General features: G+C 71.3%; 15 protein-coding genes and 2 tRNA genes. 12 read left to right on the top strand and 5 right to left on the bottom strand.

Annotated elements, in window-relative coordinates:
• Nucleotides 1-3 precede the first annotated feature (3 nt).
• Both WME82_RS20980 and WME82_RS20975 read right to left on the bottom strand, forming a co-directional pair.
• Nucleotides 4-1,362 (bottom strand): hypothetical protein, encoded by a 1,359-nt coding sequence (locus tag WME82_RS20980; RefSeq protein ID WP_438044254.1) that lies wholly within the window; start codon nt 1,360-1,362, stop codon nt 4-6.
• A 1,534-nt stretch (nt 1,363-2,896) separates the two neighbouring features.
• Entirely contained in the window at nt 2,897-3,313 is a 417-nt protein-coding gene (locus tag WME82_RS20975) for a YbjN domain-containing protein (RefSeq protein WP_438044253.1), read from the bottom strand.
• A 213-nt stretch (nt 3,314-3,526) separates the two neighbouring features.
• Between WME82_RS20975 and WME82_RS20970 the strand changes: the two genes are divergently transcribed.
• Nucleotides 3,527-5,338 carry an N-acetylmuramoyl-L-alanine amidase gene (locus WME82_RS20970; protein WP_438044252.1) on the top strand — a complete coding sequence of 604 codons (1,812 nt, stop codon included), beginning with the start codon at nt 3,527-3,529 and terminating at the stop codon, nt 5,336-5,338.
• A gap of 40 nt (nt 5,339-5,378) precedes the next feature.
• Here the strand turns inward: WME82_RS20970 and WME82_RS20965 are convergent, their stop codons facing one another.
• Together WME82_RS20965 and WME82_RS20960 are read right to left on the bottom strand one after the other, a co-directional pair.
• A complete protein-coding gene (locus tag WME82_RS20965) occupies nt 5,379-5,966 on the bottom strand; it encodes a response regulator (RefSeq protein ID WP_012236418.1) in 588 nt (195 codons plus the stop codon).
• Between the two features lie 3 nt (nt 5,967-5,969).
• On the bottom strand, nt 5,970-6,962 hold the full coding sequence (locus WME82_RS20960) for an NUDIX hydrolase (protein WP_438044251.1): 993 nt from the start codon (nt 6,960-6,962) through the stop codon (nt 5,970-5,972).
• A gap of 452 nt (nt 6,963-7,414) precedes the next feature.
• On the opposite strand from WME82_RS20960, the gene WME82_RS20955 reads away from it, so the two are divergent.
• Nucleotides 7,415-7,777, top strand: coding sequence for a TraR/DksA family transcriptional regulator (locus WME82_RS20955; RefSeq protein ID WP_012236416.1), 363 nt, complete (start codon nt 7,415-7,417; stop codon nt 7,775-7,777).
• Between the two features lie 126 nt (nt 7,778-7,903).
• Here WME82_RS20955 and uvrA read toward each other — a convergent pair whose 3' ends face one another.
• Nucleotides 7,904-10,873 (bottom strand): excinuclease ABC subunit UvrA, encoded by a 2,970-nt coding sequence (uvrA, locus tag WME82_RS20950; protein ID WP_438044250.1) that lies wholly within the window; start codon nt 10,871-10,873, stop codon nt 7,904-7,906.
• A 260-nt stretch (nt 10,874-11,133) separates the two neighbouring features.
• On the opposite strand from uvrA, the gene WME82_RS20945 reads away from it, so the two are divergent.
• From WME82_RS20945 to WME82_RS20900, 10 genes are all read left to right on the top strand, one after another.
• A complete protein-coding gene (locus WME82_RS20945; protein WP_438044249.1) occupies nt 11,134-12,192 on the top strand; it encodes a formylglycine-generating enzyme family protein in 1,059 nt (352 codons plus the stop codon).
• Nucleotide 12,193: 1 nt separating this feature from the next.
• Nucleotides 12,194-13,183: a formylglycine-generating enzyme family protein gene (locus WME82_RS20940; RefSeq protein WP_438044248.1), complete on the top strand. Its 990-nt coding sequence runs from the start codon at nt 12,194-12,196 to the stop codon at nt 13,181-13,183.
• A 275-nt stretch (nt 13,184-13,458) separates the two neighbouring features.
• Nucleotides 13,459-13,532, top strand: a tRNA-Ile gene (locus WME82_RS20935).
• Nucleotides 13,533-13,567: 35 nt separating this feature from the next.
• A complete protein-coding gene (locus tag WME82_RS20930; protein WP_437873158.1) occupies nt 13,568-14,323 on the top strand; it encodes a zinc ribbon domain-containing protein in 756 nt (251 codons plus the stop codon).
• Between the two features lie 13 nt (nt 14,324-14,336).
• Nucleotides 14,337-15,608, top strand: coding sequence for a serine/threonine protein kinase (locus tag WME82_RS20925; RefSeq protein ID WP_438044247.1), 1,272 nt, complete (start codon nt 14,337-14,339; stop codon nt 15,606-15,608).
• 162 nt (nt 15,609-15,770) lie between these two features.
• The gene (locus WME82_RS20920; RefSeq protein ID WP_437747253.1) at nt 15,771-16,292 is read left to right on the top strand and encodes a hypothetical protein; all 522 of its coding nucleotides are present in this window, start codon (nt 15,771-15,773) and stop codon (nt 16,290-16,292) included.
• 24 nt (nt 16,293-16,316) lie between these two features.
• Nucleotides 16,317-18,719, top strand: a complete 2,403-nt coding sequence (locus tag WME82_RS20915) for a PrkA family serine protein kinase (RefSeq protein ID WP_437916897.1) — start codon at nt 16,317-16,319, stop codon at nt 18,717-18,719.
• Between the two features lie 8 nt (nt 18,720-18,727).
• Nucleotides 18,728-19,522 carry a TatD family hydrolase gene (locus WME82_RS20910; protein ID WP_438044246.1) on the top strand — a complete coding sequence of 265 codons (795 nt, stop codon included), beginning with the start codon at nt 18,728-18,730 and terminating at the stop codon, nt 19,520-19,522.
• A 68-nt stretch (nt 19,523-19,590) separates the two neighbouring features.
• Nucleotides 19,591-20,979, top strand: coding sequence for an energy transducer TonB family protein (locus WME82_RS20905; RefSeq protein ID WP_438044245.1), 1,389 nt, complete (start codon nt 19,591-19,593; stop codon nt 20,977-20,979).
• A 149-nt stretch (nt 20,980-21,128) separates the two neighbouring features.
• Nucleotides 21,129-21,205: transfer RNA gene (locus tag WME82_RS20900), tRNA-Met, on the top strand.
• Nucleotides 21,206-21,234: the final 29 nt, after the last annotated feature.

The raw sequence follows: 21,234 nt of genomic DNA, 5'->3' as shown, positions 1-21,234 counted from the left end.
GCGCTAAAAGGCGCCTGCGACGCTGAGCGTGGCCTGACCTGGCGCCACGAACGGCGCGATCGCGGTGATGCGCGGCCCGTCGGCCGCGGTCTGCTGCTTCTGCGGGTACCAATCGATCATGGCGTAGGTCGCGGTGCCGACGACCCCGACGCCGAAGAGGACCCACCCTGTGATCGCCCAAGGGACCGCGCCGTCAAAGCGGTCGAGCTTCTCGCGGAGCTTTCCGCATGCGTTCCTGAAGTCGGGGAGGTCGCCCGACGGATCTTCGCGCGCGCCACAGGGCTGAGACCTGCGGTTCGCAGGAATCGCGCTCTGGTGACCCGCGACGTACGTCTCGATCTGCTGCCCGATGTCGTCGGCGCTGCTGCGCGCGTCCACCGTGATGGCCGAGCCGACGATCCCCATGACCAAGCCGACCCCGGCGACGCCGGTCCCTGCCCAGGCGAGCGGCTTGCGAGCGTACCAGTGGAAGAACGGCTCGCGTCCGCCGGAGGCCTGCGCCGGGCTCATCGAGCCCATCGTGCTGCTCGTCGAGACGCTGACGGCGCCCGAGCTCGTCGGCGCTGCGGGTGACGGTGAGGGGCTCGGCGCGGCTGCGCCCGGAGCCATCGCGCCGGGAGCGGTCGCGCCCGGCGCTGGCGGCGCGATGTTCGTCGCCGGAGGCGGTGGCGACACGGCGCCCGGGGGGACTGAAGCGGGCGCAGCGGTCGGCGTCGCCGGGGGGGGCGCGCCGACAGGCGGCGTCGCGGGCGTCGCACCGCTCGTGCCCAGGGTGAGCGTCGCGGGCGTGGCTGTGCCGATCTTCGCGTCCACCTGCGTGGTCGCTGATCGGTCCAGGTAGGTCGCGAACAAGGTGTGCTTGCCGGGCGTCACGAACACCGGATCGAGCAGCGGCGCCTTGCCGATGAGGACGCCGTCAACGCTGATGTCCGCGCCATTCGCGTCGGCGGTCACGACGAGGAAGCCGGTCTTCCGTTTCACATCGGCGATCGCCTTCTCCGCTGCGGCGCGCTGCTCCGGCGTCGCCGCGGCGTGCTCGCGCAGGAACTGCTGCAGGTGCTTGCCGGCGTCCTGGAGGTGATTGGAGCGAAGCTCGCTCTGTCCGAGGTTGAGCAGCACTGCCGGGTGTCGCTTGAGCGCGTAGACCTGAAGGAACGCGGTGCGTGCCTCCTCGAACCGACCGGCGTCGTACGCCTTGACCCCTTCCTCGTAGCGCTGGCGCGCGACCTCGGTCACGGGGTCGGACGGTTGCGCGAAGCTCAGCGGTTCGCTGAAGAGAGAAGGGGGGAGCCCGGCCTCCGTGAGCACGGCGGGAGCGATCAGCGAGAGCAGGAGGACTGGGGCGCAGGCGCGTGTTTTCATGGCTCCTCAGATCGGGCTTCGCCTCGTCGGCGTCCGCGAAAGGATACGATTGCAGCAGGCCTCGCTGCCGAGGCGAGAAAGAGGTGCGCTTCAGAACGGCGCATCGCGGATGATGCCGCCGCCCTTGCTGCCTCCGGTCGAGCTCGTGCCACGCTGCGCCGGTGCTGGAGGCGCGGGCCTCTGTGCAGGGGGGGCTGCCTTCGGCCTGGTCGCTGGCACCGTGGGCGTCGCTGCGCTCCCGGCGGAAGCGGGCGCCGTGGCAGATGCAGGCGCCGTGGCCGCAGGAGGCGTCGTGACAGAGGTAGGCGCCGCCGCGGCGGCAGATGTTGTCGCCGTGGGAGCCGGAGGCGACGCTGAGGCGCTCGACGCCGGCGAGGCGCCGTCGTCCGTAGCGGTGGCGGCGGTCGAGGCGGCGGGGGGCGCCTGCGAGGCGGCGGGGGGCGTGGTCGCTGCGGCGGGTGTCTCCGCCGTCGACGATGCCGCCGGGGGCCCGGGATCCTCTCCGGCGTCGTCTTGACGCAAGGTGCGAACGACGAAGAGCAGCAAGGCCACGCCCGCGAGGGCGAGCACGACCCGCAGCGCCGTCTTGTTCGGCGTGGACACGGGGATCTCGATCGGATCGTGGTCTTCCGTGCGGATGCCGGACGCGGCCACGGAATCAACGTTCTCCCTCGCCGGATGCGCCGCGCGGGAGCCTCTGCGCGCCGGCCGTGCCGACGGCGGTTCGTTCTCCGGGGGCGGGGAGGGGGACCGGTCCACCCGCGGCTGCGGCTCAGCGGCGTGCGTGCCGGCCGCGGCGCCTGGCGCGCCGGCCGCAGCCGCCGGCTCACCCATTCCTACCTGTGTTTTCCCTGCCGGCGCGGGGGGCTGGTCCCGCGCCACCGCGCCGCCCTCCAGCGCGATCGGGGCGCTCGCGTCCGAGGCGCCTCCGGCCGTCCGGGCGTCGATGACCGGCTGAGGCGAGGGGCTGGCCTGCTCACCGGCCCCCGCCATTCCCGCGTCGCGGGACGTGGCCCCCGCCGCGGGCGGTCCCGGCGGGTCCTCGCCGATCGCGATGGTCGGGACCCCCTCGATCACGGTGTCGGACACGCCGGACGCGCCGGCTGGTGGGGCCTCGATGACACGCGTCGTGGGCGCCGCAGGTGCAGCAGGAGAAGGCGCCACCGCGGGTCCAGGCTTCACCGCCGGCGCTTCGGCGGGGGAGGCCGCCTGGGCTTCCGACGATTTCGCAGCGGATGCGCCGGGCTCCTGAGCAACGGCGCCGCCGCGCGCGTCGCCTCGGGCGCCCGACAGCTCGTCGAACCCCTCCCAGGATGGCCGGATCGACGACGCGATCCGTTCCGCCTCCTCAGCAGAGAGGGAGCGCTCACCAGGTTCCGCGGTCGTCGGTTGCTCCCCCGCAGTCATCGCGGTGAGGAACTTACCACCCGGGTCTGCTGCACCGCAATCTCGCGACGGATCGGCGCATCACGGGCTGCCGCGCACGGCGGGAGCGCGCGCGCCCCCGGCGCCCCCGGAAACCACCGCGAACGGCTCACCCGCCGCGCACATCGCGCAGCAGCGCGTCATCCCAGGTGTCGGCGACCTGGCTCACCGTCGTGACGATATCCTCGAACTCTTCGTACTCGAGCGCGCTGAGGCGCCGCAGGCAGCGCACCACCACCTCGTTGCGCGACTTGTCGATCGCGAAGGCCGCGTCGGAGGTGGTGATGAAGCTGAGCTCCAGGAGACGCCTGTAGAAGGCCTCGCGCCCGCTCAGGGGGACGGCCATGATGGGAGAAAAGACCATCAGGACGCCTTGAGCCTCCAGCACGTTGACGCCGATCGTCGCGCTCCCGTGCTGAAGCTGCGCGTACCCCGTCTCGTCGAGCGTGCTGGCGCCAGCGCCGCTCGGCGCTCTGGCCCCGCCTTGAGAGCTCGCGTTGTACCGGGCGAGATACGCGTTGACCATGCTCGTCGCGTCGGCAAACCTCTCCCCCGACGCGCGGTCCGCGTAGAGGGGTCCTGTGGATGAAGTGGGCGTGAGGTCGGGCACGTGAAACCTCCTGGACGCATCGCCAGTCGCTCGGCGCGCGGGGCTGAACTGGCGAACCGACAGCACACCAGCCCGGCGTGGTTGCATCGTAGCGCTCCGGCGTTCGCGGCGATCGCGCTTTTTGCAGTGGTGGCGCACGCCACCCTCGGGTGCAGCGCGGAGGGCGGCGCGCCGGCTGCGCCCGCCGGCATCTCCGACGAGGAGCGCGCCGCCGCGCTGCTCGATCCGGCTGCGCTCCTCCCACCCCGCGCCGAGACGGTCGCCCTCGCCGATGCCGTCGCCATCGCGTCATCGCGCGCCGGGGCGCCGGCGCAGGCGGCCTCGCTCGCGGAGCTGGCCGGCGACCTTCGCGTGCGGCTCTTCCGCCTCGATCAGGCGGTCACCGACGCGCGCGAGGCGATGGAGCTCTACAGCGCGGCGGCGACGGCCTTCCGCGCCTCGGCCGATCCGGCCCACGTCGAGCGCGCGTGCCAGGCCGAGCGCCGCCGCGCGCTGCTCGCCGGCGAGCTCGCTCACGACGCGGCCGTCGCGTACCGCGAGCTCTACCTGGTCTCGCGGCGCTACGCGGCCCTCGCCCCGCCCGCGCCGTCCGGCGGCGCGCCGCGCTCGCAGTGCCTGGGCGCGCTCGCGCTCGCGCTCGCGCAAGCCGCTGCCTATCGGCCGAGCGGGGATGCGCTGCGCGCGCTGGAGCAGGAAGGACACCGGATCGAGGGCGTCGCGCTCGCGCTCGCCTCGGGGCCCGCGCCGGGCTCCTCCGCCGCGCCCGCGAGCTCCGCGGGCGCGGCGCCGGTGCAGGTGACGACCGCCGAAGCCACCGGCGACGTCGTCGTCGCCCCCCGTGCGCCGGCCGCGCCCACCGGCCCGGTGAAGATCACCTCGATCGAGCGGCACGGCTCGGACAAAGGGGCGCGCGTCGTGGTCCAGCTCTCCGCGCCGACGACGTTCGACGTCGGCACGCTCGCGGCCGACGAGAGCGCCGGCAAGGACGCGCGCGTGTTCGTCGACATCGCGAGGGCGACGTCGCGCGGCATCGCGAGGGAGATCGAGGTCGGCGGCGTCCTGCGGCGCGTGCGCGTCGGCGTCCAGCCGGATGGAACGCGCGTCGTCCTCGATCTCGCCGCCAACCTGCACCGCCGGATCTTCTACCTCCCCGATCCGTTCCGGATCGTCGTCGACGTGAGCACCCGCCCTCCGTTGCGCGATGACAAGGACAACCCCGGCGGCGCGCGAGAGGTCCGGCGCGTCGCGATCGACCCGGGGCACGGCGGCAACGACACCGGCGCCGTCGGCCCGACCGGGTTGAAGGAGAAGGACGTGACGCTCGACGTCGCCCACCGCGTCGCCCCGCTCCTCGCGCGCGAGCTCAAGATCGAGACGCTCCTCACGCGGGACAGCGACACCTACGTCCCGCTGGAGCTCCGCACCGCGCGCGCGAACGCGTTCCACGCCGACCTGTTCGTCTCGATCCACTGCAACGCGAGCGAGAACGGCCGCGCTCGTGGGGTCCAGACGTTCTCGCTCGCGGCCCCTCACGACGGCGAGGCGACGTCGGCGCAGCTCGCGGCGCGCGAGAACGCCGCCCGCGCCGGGCGGACAGGGCAGGGCGTGGACCCAGGTGATCCCGGCGCCCGCCTCGAGGTGGCGGCGATCCTGTCGAACCTCAACGTCGGCGACATGGCGGCCCGCTCGCGCCACTTCGCCGAGCTCCTCCAGCGGTCGTCGCTCGCCTCGCTCTCGCCCCGCTACCCCGACACGAAGGATCAGGGCGTCAGGGGCGCGGGCTTCTTCGTCCTCGCGGGCGCCGACATGCCGGCCGCGCTGTTCGAGACCGCGTTCATCTCGAACCCCGAGGACGAGGCTCGCCTCGCGACCGCCGACTTCCGGCAGAAGATGGCGGACGCCATCGTGAACGCGATACGCGCTTACCGCGAGGGCAAGTGAGGGGTGCCGCTGGCCTGCGCGGGCGTCGCCCGCTCAGGCGTCACCCTCGCTCGAGGCCCATGAGCCGCTCGAGCGAGTCGCGCAGCTCGCCGGCCTCGCCCTTCTTGATGAAGTCGTAGGCGCCGGCCTCGGTCGCGTTCTTCTTCATGTCCTCGTGGTTCGAGTACACGATGCAGCGGATGTGCGAGGTCGCGTCGATGGAGCGGAGCCGCTCCAGGCAGCGCACGCCGTCGAGGCCCGGCATCATGATGTCCAGGATGAGCGCGTCGGGCTGGAGGTTGCCCACCGCGACGAGCGCGTCGAACGGATCCTGGAACGTCGTCAGGTCGAACCTCCGCGACAGCGTCTTGCGGAGCGCGGCGAGGACGGAGGGGTCGTCGTCGACCACGACGACCTTCGGCTTGCCCATCCGGAGGATCTCCGGGATCGGGTAGCCGTACTTTCGGAGGAAATCGAGCACGTCCAGCCGCCGGAAACGGAGGTGCCGTCCGGGCGTGCGGAAGTGGCGGATCTCCCCCTTGTCCGCCCAATTGTGGATGGTCTTGAGGTCCACCTGACAGAAGCGCGCGACGTCGCTCGCGGTGAACAGCTCAGGCTGCGTCGTGTTCTCTTTCGGGTTCGTTTCCATGGCTCACTCCTCGAGATCAGGCGTCGCCGGCACGGAGGGGGCATTCGTCTGGGGGGTGTCGAAGCTGGTCGGCACGGGTGGATCTGGCTCTCGTTCCTGTTTGATGTGGATCAGGGATCCATGTGCGCAGCATTCTTCGGCGACGAAGCGCCCATTGCGCAGGACATAACGGGTCGGACCCTCGGTGGGCCGATCGCGGGCCTCGTGCGAAGGGTCGCCTGGCAGCGCCAGGTAGGGCGGCTCGGCCCCATCGCCCGGGACGAAGCGCGGACAGATCGGCAGGAGCGACTGGCGTTCCGCGAGCGCCACGGCGCTGCGCACGTCTGCGACCGCGGCGAGGAGATCGAGCGTGCGTGAAGTCGGCGGAGCGAGAAGGATCTCCCCACGCGCGGCGCGCTCCAGGACCTCGGACGGCGCTGCCCAGAAGCTCATCGTCGTCTCGTGCCCGTCGTGTCGCCCGATCTGGCCTGGCGGTAGCGGTAGCAGGAAGAAGCGCGCGTCGAAGCGCCGCGCCTCGGCGAGAGGCGTGATCCACCGCGCCCACGGGACGAGCGCCGCGAGCGCGAGCTTCAGGCCGCGCCGCGCGAGGACCGCATCGAGCGGCGCCCCGGCGGCGATCTCCCGCCCCACCGCGTCGACCTCGTCGCCGGGCAGCGGAAGATCGGTCGGCAGAATGCCCCCTTCCTCCAGCGTCTCGCGGCACGCGGCCACGCACAGCGCTCGCGCCGGCGTCTCGCCCGTCGCGAACGCTGCGGCGCGCGCCGGTGGCTCGGTCGCCCGATCCGCCCAGACTTCCGCGCCGTCCTGCGCGTCCACTTTCCCACCAGGGAACACCACGGCGCCCCCCATGAAGCTCGAGCTCGCGTGGCGGCGAACGCAGAACACCTCGATTCCAGCGCGACCGTCACGGAGGACGATCACCGTGGAGGCATCGCGGGGACGGACCTGGGTTCGGTTCTGATCGAAATCCAGCAATATGGGATAAATTTGTTCCACGTGAGCTGCCTTTCGTCAAACCGTCCGCTGCGTCTCATTTCCGGCGTGCTCTGGGGTGAGCATGCGGGTTTGAGGCCAAGTCCGCCGCCTTTTCCGGTGGCTCGGGGACTTCCCGCAGATGCTTTCCACGCTGTCCCGACAACCGATGCCAACCGATGCCGCAGCGTGCGGTCGGTCGCGGGCGTGATGGTGCTCGATGGCGAGCGATGGCGAATCGAGAGGCGTCGGCTGCAGTGCGCTCGGGCGATCTCTGCCTACGACGGAGGCGTCGTTGACGGGCTCGGCCCCCACGCCTAGAATCCCGCGCCTCGCAATTTCGGGGGGTTGTCTGGCCTCTTCGGACATGTCGCGGAGCCGTAAGTCCCGGCAGCCGGGGTCAGCGCCCCGCGGCTTGCATGCGCCAGGGAGCTCAGACGGCAGCGCCGAACGGCGCATTCGACGCGAGAGGACCTATGAACAAGGCCCAGCTGAAAAAGTTCAAGACCCTGCTTGAGACGAAGCGCGACGAGATCGTCAAGAAGGCCAAGCAAACGCTGACCGAGGACATGATGCTCGACGCGAACGATCTCCCTGACGAGATGGACCTCGCGTCGAGCGAGTACCTGCAGTCGTTCACCTTCCGGCTCCGTGGCCGCGAGAAGTCGTTCCTCGACAAGATCCAGAAGGCGCTCGTGAAGATCGAGGACGGCTCGTTCGGCAAGTGCGAGGAGTGTGAGGAGGAGATCTCGGCGAAGCGCCTCGAGGCGCGCCCCGAGACGACCCTGTGCATCCGCTGCAAAGAGGATCAGGAGAGGGTCGAGAAGGACTACGGCTGACGCTGCGCCACGCGAGGAGGCCGGCCGTCGGTCGCCTCCTTGCGCGAGGGTGCCTCGGCGCCGTCGGGCGTGCGCTCCTGCTCCCGGTCCACGTCGCGCGGACCGGGCGGGGCCACGCCCGTTCTGCTATTTACGGGCGGCTGCGCGGCTGCGCGGCTGCTGTGGGGTGCGACGCTTCGACGCTGCGAGCACCTCGCGCAGGTACGCGCCGGTGAATGACGCCTCCTCCTGCGCGATGTCCTCCGGGGTGCCAGCAGCGACGATCGTCCCGCCGCGCTCGCCGCCCTCGGGGCCCAGGTCGATCACCCAGTCGCTGCATGCGATCACGTCGAGGTTGTGCTCGATCACGAGGACGGTGTTCCCGGCGTCGCGCAGGCTCATCAGGCTCCCGGTGAGCACCTCGATGTCAGAGAAGTGCAGGCCCGTCGTCGGCTCGTCGAGCACGTAGAGCGTGCGGCCGGTGGCCTTGCGCGCGAGCTCGCGCGCGAGCTTCACGCGCTGCGCCTCGCCGCCCGAGAGCGTCGTCGCGGGCTGCCCCAGGGTGATGTAGCCGAGGCCGACCCGCGCGAGCGCGGCGAGCCGCTCCCGGACGCGGGGGAGCGCCTCGAACTGGTCAATCGCCTGCTCGACCGTCAGGTCGAGCGCGTCGGCGATCGACATCCCGCGGTAGAGCACCTCGAGCGTCTCGCGGTTGTACCGGCGACCGCCGCACGTCTCGCACGTCACGAAGATGTCGGGCAGGAAGTGCATCTCGATCCGGAGCACGCCGTCGCCCTGGCAGGCCTCGCACCGTCCGCCCTTCACGTTGAACGAGAAGCGGCCCGCCTTGTACCCGCGCGTCCTCGCCTCCGGGAGGCCCGCGTAGAGCTCGCGGAGGAGCCCGAAGACCCCCGTGTACGTCGCCGGGTTCGAGCGCGGCGTGCGGCCGATCGGGGCCTGATCGATCGAGATGACCTTGTCGATGTGCGAGAGGCCCTCTATGCCGTCGCACGCGCCGATCGGGGCGGAGCTCCTGTACAGCTCGTTCTTCGCGGCCGGCAGCAGCGTGTCGACGATGAGGCTCGACTTGCCCGAGCCCGACACGCCGGTGACCGTGCAGAAGAGGCCGACGGGGATCTCGGCCGTGACGTTGAGCAGGTTGTGGGCCCGCGCGCCGCTGACGCGGATGAAGCGCCCGTCGGGGCGCTGGCGCTTCGTGGGGATCGCCAGCTGCTTCTTGCCGCTGAGGTACGGGCCGGTGATCGACGCCGGATCGGCGCTCAGCTCCTCCGGCGTGCCTTGCGCCACCACGTTGCCGCCGTGCACGCCGGCGCCCGGGCCCATGTCCACGATGTGGTCGGCCGCGAGGATGGCGTCGCGGTCGTGCTCGACGACGACCACGGTGTTGCCGAGGTCCACGAGCCGCCTGAGCGCCTCGAGCAGGCGCGTGTTGTCGCGCGCGTGCAGGCCCACCGAGGGCTCGTCGAGCACGTAGAGCACGCCGACGAGCGCGGCCCCGATCTGCGTCGCGAGGCGGATGCGCTGGCCCTCGCCGCCGGAGAGGGTCTGCGCGGAGCGGTCGAGCGTGAGGTAGTCGAGCCCGACGTCGATGAGGAACCCGAGGCGGGCGATCACCGCCCGGAGCAGCGGCTCGGCGATCGCGCGCTCGCGCGGCGCGAGCGCCCCGTCGACGTGGGCCTCGCCCGCGGCCTGCGCATCGGCGGAGGCCCGCGGCGCTCCCTCCTTCGGCGGCATGAGGCCCTCGAGGAAGACGCGCAGCGTGCGCAGCGGCAGGGTGCCGACGTCCGCGATGTTGCGATCCCCGAGGCGCACGGCGAGCGCCTCCGGGCGCAGGCGCCTGCCGTCGCAGGCGTCGCACACGCGCGTGATGACGAAGCGGCCGATCTCGTCGGAGAGCGCGGCGCTGTCCTCGTCGGGATCGGCCTCCTCCTCGTCGGCGAGGGCGGGCTCGCCGCTGCTCAGCAGGCGCTCGAGCCGCGGGATGATCCCCTCATAGGCGGCCCTCTTCTTCCCCCGGCCGCCGGCGCCCTGGGCGTCGCCCCCCTCGAGGATCGCCTGCCGCACCGCCGCCGAAAGCTTCGCCCATGGGACGTCCGGATCGCAGCCGAGCGTGCTGACCGCCCGCTCCGTCTCCGTGGCGAGCGAGAGCGAGCCGCGGCGCCCCCAGGCCACCACCGCGCCCTCGCGGAGCGTGCGCCGAGGATCGGGGACGACGCGGTCCGGATCGATGCGGGTCCTCGCGCCGATGCCGTCGCAGGCCGGGCACGCGCCGTGCGGGCCGTTGAAGGAAAACATCCGCGGCTCGATGGGCGGCAGCGAGATGCCGCAGTCGATGCACGCGAAGCGCTCGCTCATCCAGAGCGGCTCGATCTTCATGCCGTCGCTGGAGATGTCGACGAGCAGCCTGCCCTCGCCCAGCTTGAGCGCGAGCTCGACGGAGTCGGTGAGCCGGCCCTTGATGCCGTCCTTGACCACGATCCGGTCCACGACCACATCGAGGTCGTGCGCGCGCGTTCGGTCGAGGACGATCTCGTCGCCGAGATCGACGATCTCGCCGTCGATGCGCGCTCGCACGAAGCCCTCCCGGCGTAGCCGCTCGATGTCGAGCTTCAGCTCTCCGCGGCGGCCTCGCGCGATGGGCGCCATGATCGTGACCCGCGTCTTGTCCCCGAAATCGAGGATGCGGTCGACGATCTGCTGCACGGTCTGGGCCTCGATCCGCTTGCCGCACGCGGGGCAGTGCGGGGTGCCGACCCGCGCGAAGAGCAGGCGGAGGTAGTCCGAGATCTCGGTCACCGTGCCGACGGTCGAGCGCGGGCTCTTCGCCAGCGCGCGCTGCTCGATCGCGATGGCGGGCGAGAGGCCCTCGATCGACTCGACGTCTGGCTTGGATAGCTGCTCGAGGAACTGCCGCGCGTAGGCGGAGAGCGACTCGACGTAGCGGCGCTGCCCTTCCGCGTAGATGGTGTCGAACGCCAGGGACGACTTGCCCGAGCCGCTCGGGCCGGTGATCACCACCAGGCGGTCGCGCGGAAGCGACACGCTGACGTTCTTGAGGTTGTGCTGCCGGGCGCCTCGAACGACCAGTCGATCCATAGGGGGAACCGGAGAGCTATCACACACGGAAGCGGGCGTGGCGCCGCTCCTGCTCGTCGCTCGCTGCTCAGTTGGCTCTGTTGCCCCTGTTGCCCCTGCGGTCCCGCCCCGTCGCGCGCCGCGCCCGCGACGCGCCCCGCACCGCACCGCACCGCGCGCGCCAGGTCTTCCGGTTGTCTTACAATTCTTCTCACGTCGCTGGGCTGCGAGCTGGACTATGAGAGGGCGCGCAGGTGAAAGCGCGTGCAAGGAGTGTCCTGATGGCGGTCGGCGCCGGCGCTGCGCTCGGCGTGGTCGCGCTCCTTGCGCGGTACGCCCCTGAGCTCGACGCGCTGCTGCTCGCGCCGCCCTCTCCGTCCGGGCGCTCCGAGCCCGGCCCCGCTGCGGCGCGTTCTGCCGGGCCCGCGGCGCCAGCATCGTCCACGCCTGCACCCGCCACGGCCGCTGGTCAGGAGGAGGCAGCAGCGCCCGCTCCGGGCTCGCCTCCCGGTGCGGCCCCGGTTCCGCGAAGCGCGAGCCTGCAGGCCGCCGCGGCGGCCCCGCTGGTCGATCCCTTCGCGGCGGATCCGGTGGCGCGCGCTGCGTGCCCCGCCGACATGAGCCTCGTGGAGGGCGATTTCTGTCCATCCCTCCCGTATGTCTGCACCCGCAGCGGCGATGGAGCCGGCCATGGCTGCCCCGAGTACGGGCGCGGCGCCCGCTGTCGGGCTCCGGTGGATCACCGGCGCTTCTGCATCGATCGCCACGAGTGGCCGAACCGGGTGGGCGAGCTCCCGCGCGTCTACGTCGACTGGCACGAAGCGAAGTCGCTCTGCGCCTCGATCGGCAGGCGGCTGTGCCGGCGCTCCGAGTGGATGCTCGCTTGCGAAGGACCGAAGCGCCTGCCGTATCCTTGGGGCTTCGTGCGCACGCCCAGCCCTTGCAACATCGACCGCGCCGCGATCGAGTTCGACATCGACGCCATGGTGGACGAGGCGACCCGCGAGGGCGAGATCGCCCGGCTGTGGCAGGCCGATCCCATCGGATCGCACCCGAACTGCATCAGCGCCTACGGGGCGTACGACCTCTCCGGTAACGTCGACGAGTGGACCGACAACCTCGCCGACGATCCGGGCACGTCGCGCCCGGCCACGCTCAACGGCGGCTACTGGGGTCCTGTTCGGAACACCTGCCGCCTCACGACCGGAGGGCACGGGCCGACGTTCAAGTTCTACCAGGTCGGCTTCCGCTGCTGCGCGGACACGGTCGACGGCGTCGTCACGCCGCCGCCGCGGCCCTTCATCGAGCGCGACCGCGAGAAGGACGGCGTGTACGACTGACATGCGCGAGCGCATCGCCTTCATCGCCGCCCTCGTCGTCGCCGCCCTGGTGAGCGCGCTCCTCTTTGCCCCCCGCTTCCAGAGGTCGCCTGGGCCGCTCGACGCGGCGAGCGCAGCCCCGGCTGCGAGCATCGCCCCGCCAGAGCCGGCCCCGCCCGCGCCCGCGGTGGCGCCTCCGGCGCCACCGCCGCTGCCTGCGTACGTGCGCGTCGACCCGGAGAGCCGCGCGGCGTGCCTCGGCGGGATGGTGCTCGTCGACGGCATTTATTGCCCGTACGTCGGGCACCACTGCGCCGCTTACATCGATGAGGAGAAGGACATCTGCGCGCGGTTCGAGCCGGAGGTCCTCTGCGAGGGGCGCCTCCAGCACCGGCGCTTCTGCATCGACGTCTTCGAGTACCCGAACATCGAGGGCGTCCGCCCGGTGGTGATGGTCAACTGGCTGGAGGCGAAGCGCGCCTGCGAGATCGAGGGCAAGCGGCTCTGCTCCGGCGAGGAGTGGGAGTTCGCGTGCGAGGGGCCGCAGATGTGGCCCTATCCTTACGGGATCGCTCGCGATCCCGACGCCTGCAACATCGACAAGAAGATCTCGATGCCGGTGCTCGAGACGTTCGCCGACCCATGGAAGATCTCGGCGGAGGTCGAGCGGCTCGATCGCCGGGTTGCGTCCGGGGAGATGCACCGGTGCGTCAGTCCCTTCGGCGTGCGCGACATGACCGGCAACGTCGACGAGTGGGTGAACAATGAGCTCGGCACGCTGGACGAGAAGCCATTTCGATCGACGCTGAAAGGGGGCTACTGGGGGCCGATCCGCTCGCGATGCCGCCCGGTCACGTCGACGCACAACCGGTGGTTCCGCTTCTATCAGGTCGGGTTCCGGTGCTGCTCCGACGCCCTCGACGGGGGCAAGGCCGTGACCCCGGCGGCCAAGACAGCGCGCATCCCACGCCGCAGCCCGATGGTCGATCCGGGCGGGCGGCAGGGGCCGTGAGGGGCCGCAGCCCGGGCCTCTGGCGTGGCCTCTGGCTTGGACTGACCGCGCGCGCCGGCGCAATGTCCCTGCGCCATGCCCGGCGAGGCCCCCCTCGCGCTGCGCCCGGTCCGCGAACGGGCTTCCCTCACGGTCGAGCCACCCCTGACCGCCGTGGCGCCATCGTCGAACCCGGTCCGGCCGAACCGCTCCCCTTCCAACTGCGCGCCGCTTGGACTACGTTGTCCGCCGGTGCGAAAGTGGGCGGCCCCGATCGGGGGTTCGCCCTTGTACCAGGGCCTATAGCTCAATCGGTCAGAGCCCCCGGCTCATAACCGGGCTGTTCCTGGTTCGAGTCCAGGTGGGCCCACGAAAGCCACGAAACACAAGGAGACAAGGAAGCACGTGAGCATCCGCGAGCAGATCGCATTCCTCGAAGAGCTGTCGGCCATCGACAGCGAGATCCGCCGCATCGATGAGCAGCTCGACAAGCAGCGCGGCAGCCTGGAAGGGATGCGGTCCGACCTGAAGCGGCTAGAGGAGCGGCTGAAGGGCGATCGGGAGACCCTGGCGGCGATGGAGAAGACGCGCTCCGAGCTCGTCGTCGAGCTCCGGCAGATGTCGAGCCAGATCGAGCGCTCGCGGGAGAAGCTGCAGCGCTCCCGGAACGAGCGCGAGTCCAACGCGGCGCAGCGCGAGATCGAGGAGCTGCGCAAGCTGCACCGCGATCGCGAGGAAGAGATCGAGCGGCTGAACTCGGCCTCCGAGGGGGCGCGCTCGGCGATCGATGTGGCGGAGGCGAAGCGCGTCGATCTGGCGGGGGCGATCGACGGCAGCGCGCCGGGGACGCAGGCGTCGCTGGCCGCGCTCGAGGCCGAGCGCGCCCAGCGCGCCGAGGCGCGCGAGCAGGTGGTCGGCAAGCTGCCGGTCGTCCTGTACCGCCGCTACGAGTCGATCCGGACGCGCAGGCCCGTCGCGATCGCCCGCACCTACGACGGCACATGCCTCGGCTGCCACCTGTCCGTGCCGCCGATGATGTTCCAGAAGATGCGCCGCCAGGAGGAGTTCGAGCGGTGCCCGAACTGCAACCGGATCCTCTACTACATGCCGCCGGAGCCCGCGACGGGCAGCACGCCGGCCGCGGACCCCTCCCGCGCCTGATCCCGGGTGCGGCTTGAAGACGTGCTCCGCCTGTTTCAGGCTCTTCTCGCACGACAGCGGCTTCTGTCCCGTCGACGGGCAGCGCCTCATCCCGGTGGCTGAGGTCGCGCCGCCGGTCCACCCGGAGGACAGGCGCGTCGGCGCGACCCTTTGCGGCGGGCGCTACCAGATCTGGCGGATTGTCGCCGACGGGGGCATGGGGCGCGTCTACCAGGCGCTCGATCTTCGGACCGGCCGCAGCGTCGCCCTGAAGATCCTCCACCCCGAGGTCGCGCTCGACGAGGTGAGCGTCGAGCGCTTTCACCGCGAGTTCGAGGTCAGCGCGTCGCTGCCCCACGAACAGATCGTCGACGTGCTCGCCTTCGAGAAGACCGAGGACCACAGCTTCGCGCTGGTCATGGAGTACCTCGAGGGCGAGGAGCTCCGGACGGTCCTCAAGCGCGACAAGGTGCTGCCCCCCGAGCGCCTGGTGCGGATGCTGTCGCAGATCGCGCTCGGCCTCGAGGAGGCGCACAAGCGCAAGGTCGTGCACCGCGATCTCAAGCCGGACAACATCTTCCTGGTCGGCACGCACGACGGCGACATGGTGAAGATCCTCGACTTCGGCAGCGTGCGCGACAACAGCGAGGGCGCGAAGAAGCTGACCGTCGTCGGCACGACGATCGGGTCGCCCTTCTACATGTCCCCCGAGCAGGCGCAGGGGCTGCTCGCGCTCGACCATCGCGCCGACGTCTGGTCGGTCGCGGCGATCGTGTTCGAGTGCGTCACGGGGCAGGTCCCGTTCCACGCGCCGACCGGTCCGATGATCCTCGTGGCCATCATGGGCAACAATCCGCTGCCTCCGAGCGTGGCGGGCAAGGCGTACGGGGCGCCGGCCTCGCTCGATCCGGTGATGGAGGAGGCCTTCATGAAGAGCCCGGAGGCGCGCCTGCCCTCCGTCGGCCTGCTCGCCGATCGCGTGGGCCAGGCGTACGGCCTCGCGGGGTCGCACCGCGACTGGGCGTACCTACCACAGAAGGAACTCGCGGCCCGGATCCGCGCCGCGCTGCCGTCGGTCCTGGCCCGCCAGCGGCATGCCTCGGCGAGCGTGGGCGCGGTCCCCGCCGGCGCGAGCGGCGGGTCGATCGCCGCCGCGGTCATCGCGCCCTCGCCGGACGCTTCCGAGGCGTTCGCCGAGGACATCGTGATGGGCGTGCCACAGCGCTTGCCGCGGTGGGTCATCCCCGCGGTGGCCGGCGTGGCAGTGCTGCTCTGTGCGCTCGTCGTGCTGCTGATTTCGCGCTGACGGCGGCGCCGGGCCGTGCGCTCGTGCGACGTTGCGCCTTACGCGCGGCGCCGGCGGCGGCGCAGGACGAAGGCGCGCGCGCTCCGGTTCAGTGCGCCATCGTCCTGGGCGCCGGGGCCCCGCGTTCGCGCTGGCGCCGCCGCTGTGTTATTTGTGTTGACCATGAGCACTCATCCTTCAACTCGGACCGGCAAGCCCCTCTCCGCCGCGATGTGCCTGATCGCGCTCTCCGGGCTCCCCGTCCTCGGCTGTAGCCAGAGCGAAGCGGCGACCTCTCGCGGCGCCACCGAGGCAGCACCTGCAGCCCCACCCCAGGGCGGAAAATCGAAGGTCGAGGATGCGGTCTACACCCTCGAAATGAAGCCGACAGGGACGTACAAGGCCGGCCAGGAGGGGCTCGTGGAGGTGTCGCTCCTGTCCAAGGGCGACTACCACATCAACGACAAATACCCCATCAAGTTCAAGGTCACCGAGGCGGCCGCCGAGGGCGTTTCGTACCCGAAGCCCTTGCTCAAGCGCGAGGACGGCGCGTTCGAGGAGACCAAGGGCGTCCTCAAGGTCCCGTTCGTGGCGGCCAAGAAGGGCAAGACCAAGGTGGCGGGCGTGCTCTCCTTCAGCATCTGCAGCGCCGCGAATTGCCTGATGCAGAAGCAGGAGCTCGAGGCGGTCGTCGACGTGCAGTAGACAGAACGGTAAACTCAGCCTCACGTGAACAACGACACCTCCGGTTACCGGGGGGGCCAGCCCAGCGAGGTCGGCCCCAGCCAGACGGTCCAAGGCAGTGCGGCTGAGCGGGCTCGAAAGGCCCTCTCCGAGCTCGATGCCATCGCCTCCTCGATGGCCAGGCGGTTCAACGAAGAGCAGCGGGTCCTCTCCTTCCAGCAGTACCTGGAGCTCTTCGCTTCCAATCCGGTCCGCTTCGGACGCGACGCGGCTCGCTACGTCCGCGACATGTTCGACCATTTCGGCACGCGGACGATCAAGAAGCCCTGGGGGGAGCTGACCCGGTTCCAGCTCTTCGATCTGCCGTGGGAGCTGCCCGCAACCGAGCCCGCGCAGCAGGGCGCGCCGGCCGCGGCTTCGTACCACGGGCGGGACTTCGCGCTGATCGGCCACGAAGAGCTGCAGGCCGAGGTCTACCGGGTGCTCTGCAACTTCGTGCGCGAGGGCAGGGCCAACAGGCTCGTCCTGATGCACGGGCCGAACGGCTCGGCGAAGAGCACGCTCGCCGCCTGCATCCTGCGCGCCCTGGAGCACTACTCGACCCTCGATGAGGGGGCCGTGTACCGCTTCCACTGGGTGTTCCCGAGCCGCAAGACGATGCGCGGCTCGATCGGCTTCGGCGGCGACGTGAAGGCGAGCGCCGCGGACGGCACGAGCTACGCCCACCTCGAGGACGATCAGATCGACGCCCGGCTCGTGATCGAGCTCAGGGATCACCCGCTGTTCCTGCTCCCGGTGCGCGAGCGGCGGGCGCTCATCCTGAAGCTTTACGAGGACGCCGGCGCGACGGAGCCGCCGCCCGAGTGGCTGATGAGCGGCAAGCTGTCCCACAAGAACCAGCAGGTCTTCGAGGCGCTCCTCGTGGCGAGCGGCGGCTCGCTCGTCGAGACGTTGCGCCACGTCCAGGTCGAGCGGTACTTCATCTCCCGCCACTACCGCGTCGGCGCCGTCACGATCGGCCCGGAGCTCTCGGTCGACGCCGGCGAGCGGCAGATCACGGCAGATCGCTCGCTCGCCTCGCTCCCGACCTCGCTTCAGGCGACGACGCTCTTCGAGGCGCACGGTGAGCTGATCGAGGCCGCCGGGGGCGTGCTCGAGTTCAGCGATCTCCTCAAGCGACCGCTCGACGCTTTCCGGTACCTCCAGCTCACGCTGGAGACGGGGGAGGTCAGCCTGCCGCAGCAGACGGTGCAGACGAACGTCGTGATGATCGGAAGCGCCAACGACGTGCACCTCAACGCCTTCCGGGAGCACCCGGAGTTCCCGAGCTTCCGCGGGCGCTTCGAGCTCCTGCGTGCGCCCTACCTCCGGAGCTACCCCGACGAGCAGGCGATCTACGACACGCAGATCGTCCCGTTCGTGACCCGCCACGTCGCCCCGCACGCGACGCGCGTCGCCGCGCAGTTCGCCGTGCTCACCCGCATGCGGCAGCCGGAGGCGAAGCGGTACCCCGACGCGCTCGCGCCGCTCGTCTCGAGCCTCACGGCCGTCGAGAAGATGGAGCTGTTCGCGACGGGCACGGCGCCGGAGCGGTTCGACGCGGAGGCGCAGAAGGTCCTGCGCGCGGGCATCGAGGCGATCTACCACGAGAGCGACGCGTCCGTGGACTTCGAGGGGCGCCTCGGCGTCTCGCCGCGGGAGGTGCGGACGCTCCTGCTCGACGCGGCGCAGAGCGAGGACCACGCGTGCCTCTCCCCGTTCGCCGTGCTCTCGGAGCTCGACGCGCTCTGCAAGCGGCAGGCGGAGTACGACTGGCTCAAGGAGAAGCAGCTCGCGGGCGGCTACCACGATCACCGGCTCTTCCGCGAGGTCGTGCGTACGCGCCTGCTCGACACGACCGAGGAGGAGATGCGGACGGCCAGCGGCCTCGTCGACGAGACGCGCTACGCCGAGCTGTTCGATCGGTACGTCTCCCACGTCGGCGTCTGGGTGAAGGGGGAGAAGATCAGGAACCCGCACACCGGCGACTTCGAGAACCCTGACGAGCGCATGATGCGCGAGGTGGAGGCGCTCCTCGGGGTCCGCACGAAGCACGACGATCACCGGCGCGGCCTGATCTCGGCCATCGCGGCGTGGGCCATCGACCACCCTGGGCAGAAGATCGTCAACGCGGTCGTGTTCCCGCAGCAGATCCGCAAGCTGCGGGAGGCGGTGTTCACGGAGCGGCGCAAGGGCGTGGCGCTCCTGGTTCGCGATCTCGTCGCGCTCCTCCGCGACGCGCAGAGCGACGGCAAGTCCGAGAAGGGCTGGGGCGAGCTGCGCGAGGAAGAGCGCAGGAACGCGACGCGCGCGCTCGAGCGGCTGCGCGGGATGGGCTACTGCGACCGCTGCGCGCTCGACGCCGCGAGCGCGCTGCTCCGCGCGCGCTTCGCTGAGCTCGTCACCTGAAGCGAAGCATGATCATCGACTCGCACTGCCACGTCGATCCGCGTCATTTCCGCGAGGGAGCGGACGCCGTCCTGGACCGCGCGCGGGCCGCCGGCGTGGACGCGTTCGTGGTCGTCGGCGTCGACGCGGATCTCTCCGCGGCGCGCTTCGCCGCGGATCTCGCGGCGCGGCGCGCCGACGTGTACGCCGCGGTCGGCGTCCATCCGCACGATGCCTCTGCCTTGGACGACCGGATGCTCGCGGAGCTCGAGGTCCTCGCGCGCCTGCCCGAGGTCGTGGCCGTCGGCGAGATCGGCCTCGACTACCACTACATGCACTCGCCGAAGGACACACAGCAGCGCGTCTTCGCCGACCTCGTCGCCCTCGCTCGGAGGGTGGAGAAGCCCATTGTCATCCACACGCGCGAGGCGCCAGAAGACACGCTCGCGATCCTGGAGCGCGCCCAGGCGAGCGACGTCGGCGGCATCATCCATTGCTTCTCCGAGGATCGCGCGTTCGCCGAGCGGGCGCTCGCGCTCGATTTCGACCTCTCGTTCTCGGGCATCGTGACCTTCAAGACTGCGCGCGCGATCCAGGAGGTCGCCGCCTGGGCTCCGGCGGATCGGATCCTGGTCGAGACGGACAGCCCTTACCTCGCGCCGGTGCCGTTCCGGGGGAAACGGTGCGAGCCAGGGCACGTGCTGCACACGGCGCGCTTCGTCGCGGAGCTCCGGGGCGAGCCCTTCGAGGCGCTTGCCGCGCGCACGGCGGAGAACACCCGCAGGCGGCTGCGGCTTCCGCAGGACGGCGCGCTCACCGGCTGAGACGAGCGCGCGCGGGTCCGCGCCTGCGGGCTCGCCCCAGGCACGTTTCGAGGCATAGTGACAGCACGATGGCGCAGAGGTCTCGCGACGGTCGCCGGATCGCCTCCGCGTGGGCGCTCTCCGTCGCGGCCCACGCAGGGCTGGTGGGCGCAGGCGCGCTGGTCGTCGCTGGCTCGTTCTCGGCACGGGACATAGCGCGCGCGCGGACGGTCGGGTCGCCAGCCCCGATGAGCGCGCCGATCGAGATCGAGCTGCCTGTCGTCACGGACGGCACGCTCGACCACGCGGCGGCGACCGCGTCCGAGCTGGCCGTCCGACTTTCGCGCGGCGGAGGGGAAGACGCACCGCGGCCGGACACGGGGACGAGCGGGCGTGGCGGTACCGACGCGGCGGAGCTGCCTGCGTTGAACCTCGCCGACAGGGACGACGCGACCTTTCTGTCTCCAGAGATCCGTTCGCGCCTCGACAGGAGCCAGATCCAGCGCATCCGCTCGTCGTCGCAGCGCGCATCGCGCGAGGACTGGCGCGCCAGCCGGGAGCCCATGGATCTCACGTTCCTCGCGGGGGGGCGGGTAGGCCGTCGGGTCGAGCGACGCGCGTCGGCCGAGCGCGATCCGTCGCTCGGGGCGCGCGATGGAGGCGCGCCCCAGCGTCGCGGCGGTAAGCTCGGCGCTGCGGCCCAGCCTGCAGGCGTCGACGGCGCGACCGACGCGTCCGCTGCGCGCGACGCGACGCTTTCCCTGGGGGCGAGCCCGCGCGCCACAGGCGGTGCCGTCGAGGGAGGCGAGCGCGCGTCCGCGGGGCTGGGCGTTCGCGACGGGCGGCCCGGCGAGGATCGCCGCGAGAGCGCGGCGGTTCCGCTGGCGCGGCCGATGGTCGCGGTGGGCACGCCATCCGTCCCCGCCGACGCCGTGGGGCACCCGAACGACACGGTGGACAGCGAGCAGGAGGTGGCGACGGCGATCCAGTCGCTCGTTCACGCCAGCTCGGCCGGAGGGGCGCGTGGGTTCGGGCCAGGCGGACAGGCAGGACCGGGCGCGACCGGCGCGGGTGGCGTGGCGGGCCGTGGTGCGCGTTCCAGCGCGCTCGGCTCAGGGCGCGGGCGGCTGCTCGACAACGATCCGCTCGATCGCAGGCGCAGCCATTACATGAGGCAGGTCATGGCCAAGCTGCACCCGCTGTGGGCCGACGCGTTTCCCAAGTGGGCAGCAGGCGAGGGGCTTCAGGGGACCGTGATCGTGACCTTCGTGATCCGCGCGGATGGGACCGTGGGGAGCGCGTCGGTGACGCGGCCGAGCGGCATCCCCGAGTTCGATGAGAACTGCCGGCGCGCGGTGCTGCGCGGTTCGCCGTACCCCCCGGTGCCGCCCGAGCTCGGCGAGAGCTTCCGGTGGTCGATGCCGTTCGAGGCGAGGAACCCCGCGGTCCTGCCGAAGCACCGAGAGCGCGAACGGTGATCCCGAGCGATCTTTGGGGATGACTGTGATGACCTAGATGACCGTGATGACCGAGAAGTCGGAGATGACCGCGACGATCACGCGTCGCAACGCGCACGACCTCGCTTGACAGAGCGGAGACGGGGCGGTACTAGTCCGCCCTCACTTTTGCCGAAGTAGCTCAGCTGGCTAGAGCAGGCGTTTCATACGCGCCGGGTCGGGGGTTCGATTCCCTCCTTCGGCACCAGCAATGGTGACAGTCGGCCGCTGGCCTCC

This window comes from Sorangium sp. So ce128, from assembly GCF_051525245.1.
Classification (GTDB): domain Bacteria; phylum Myxococcota_A; class Polyangia; order Polyangiales; family Polyangiaceae; genus Sorangium; species Sorangium cellulosum_B.
The sequence above is the reverse complement of the archived record's forward strand: the minus strand, read 5'-3'. Positions and strand labels throughout refer to the sequence as shown.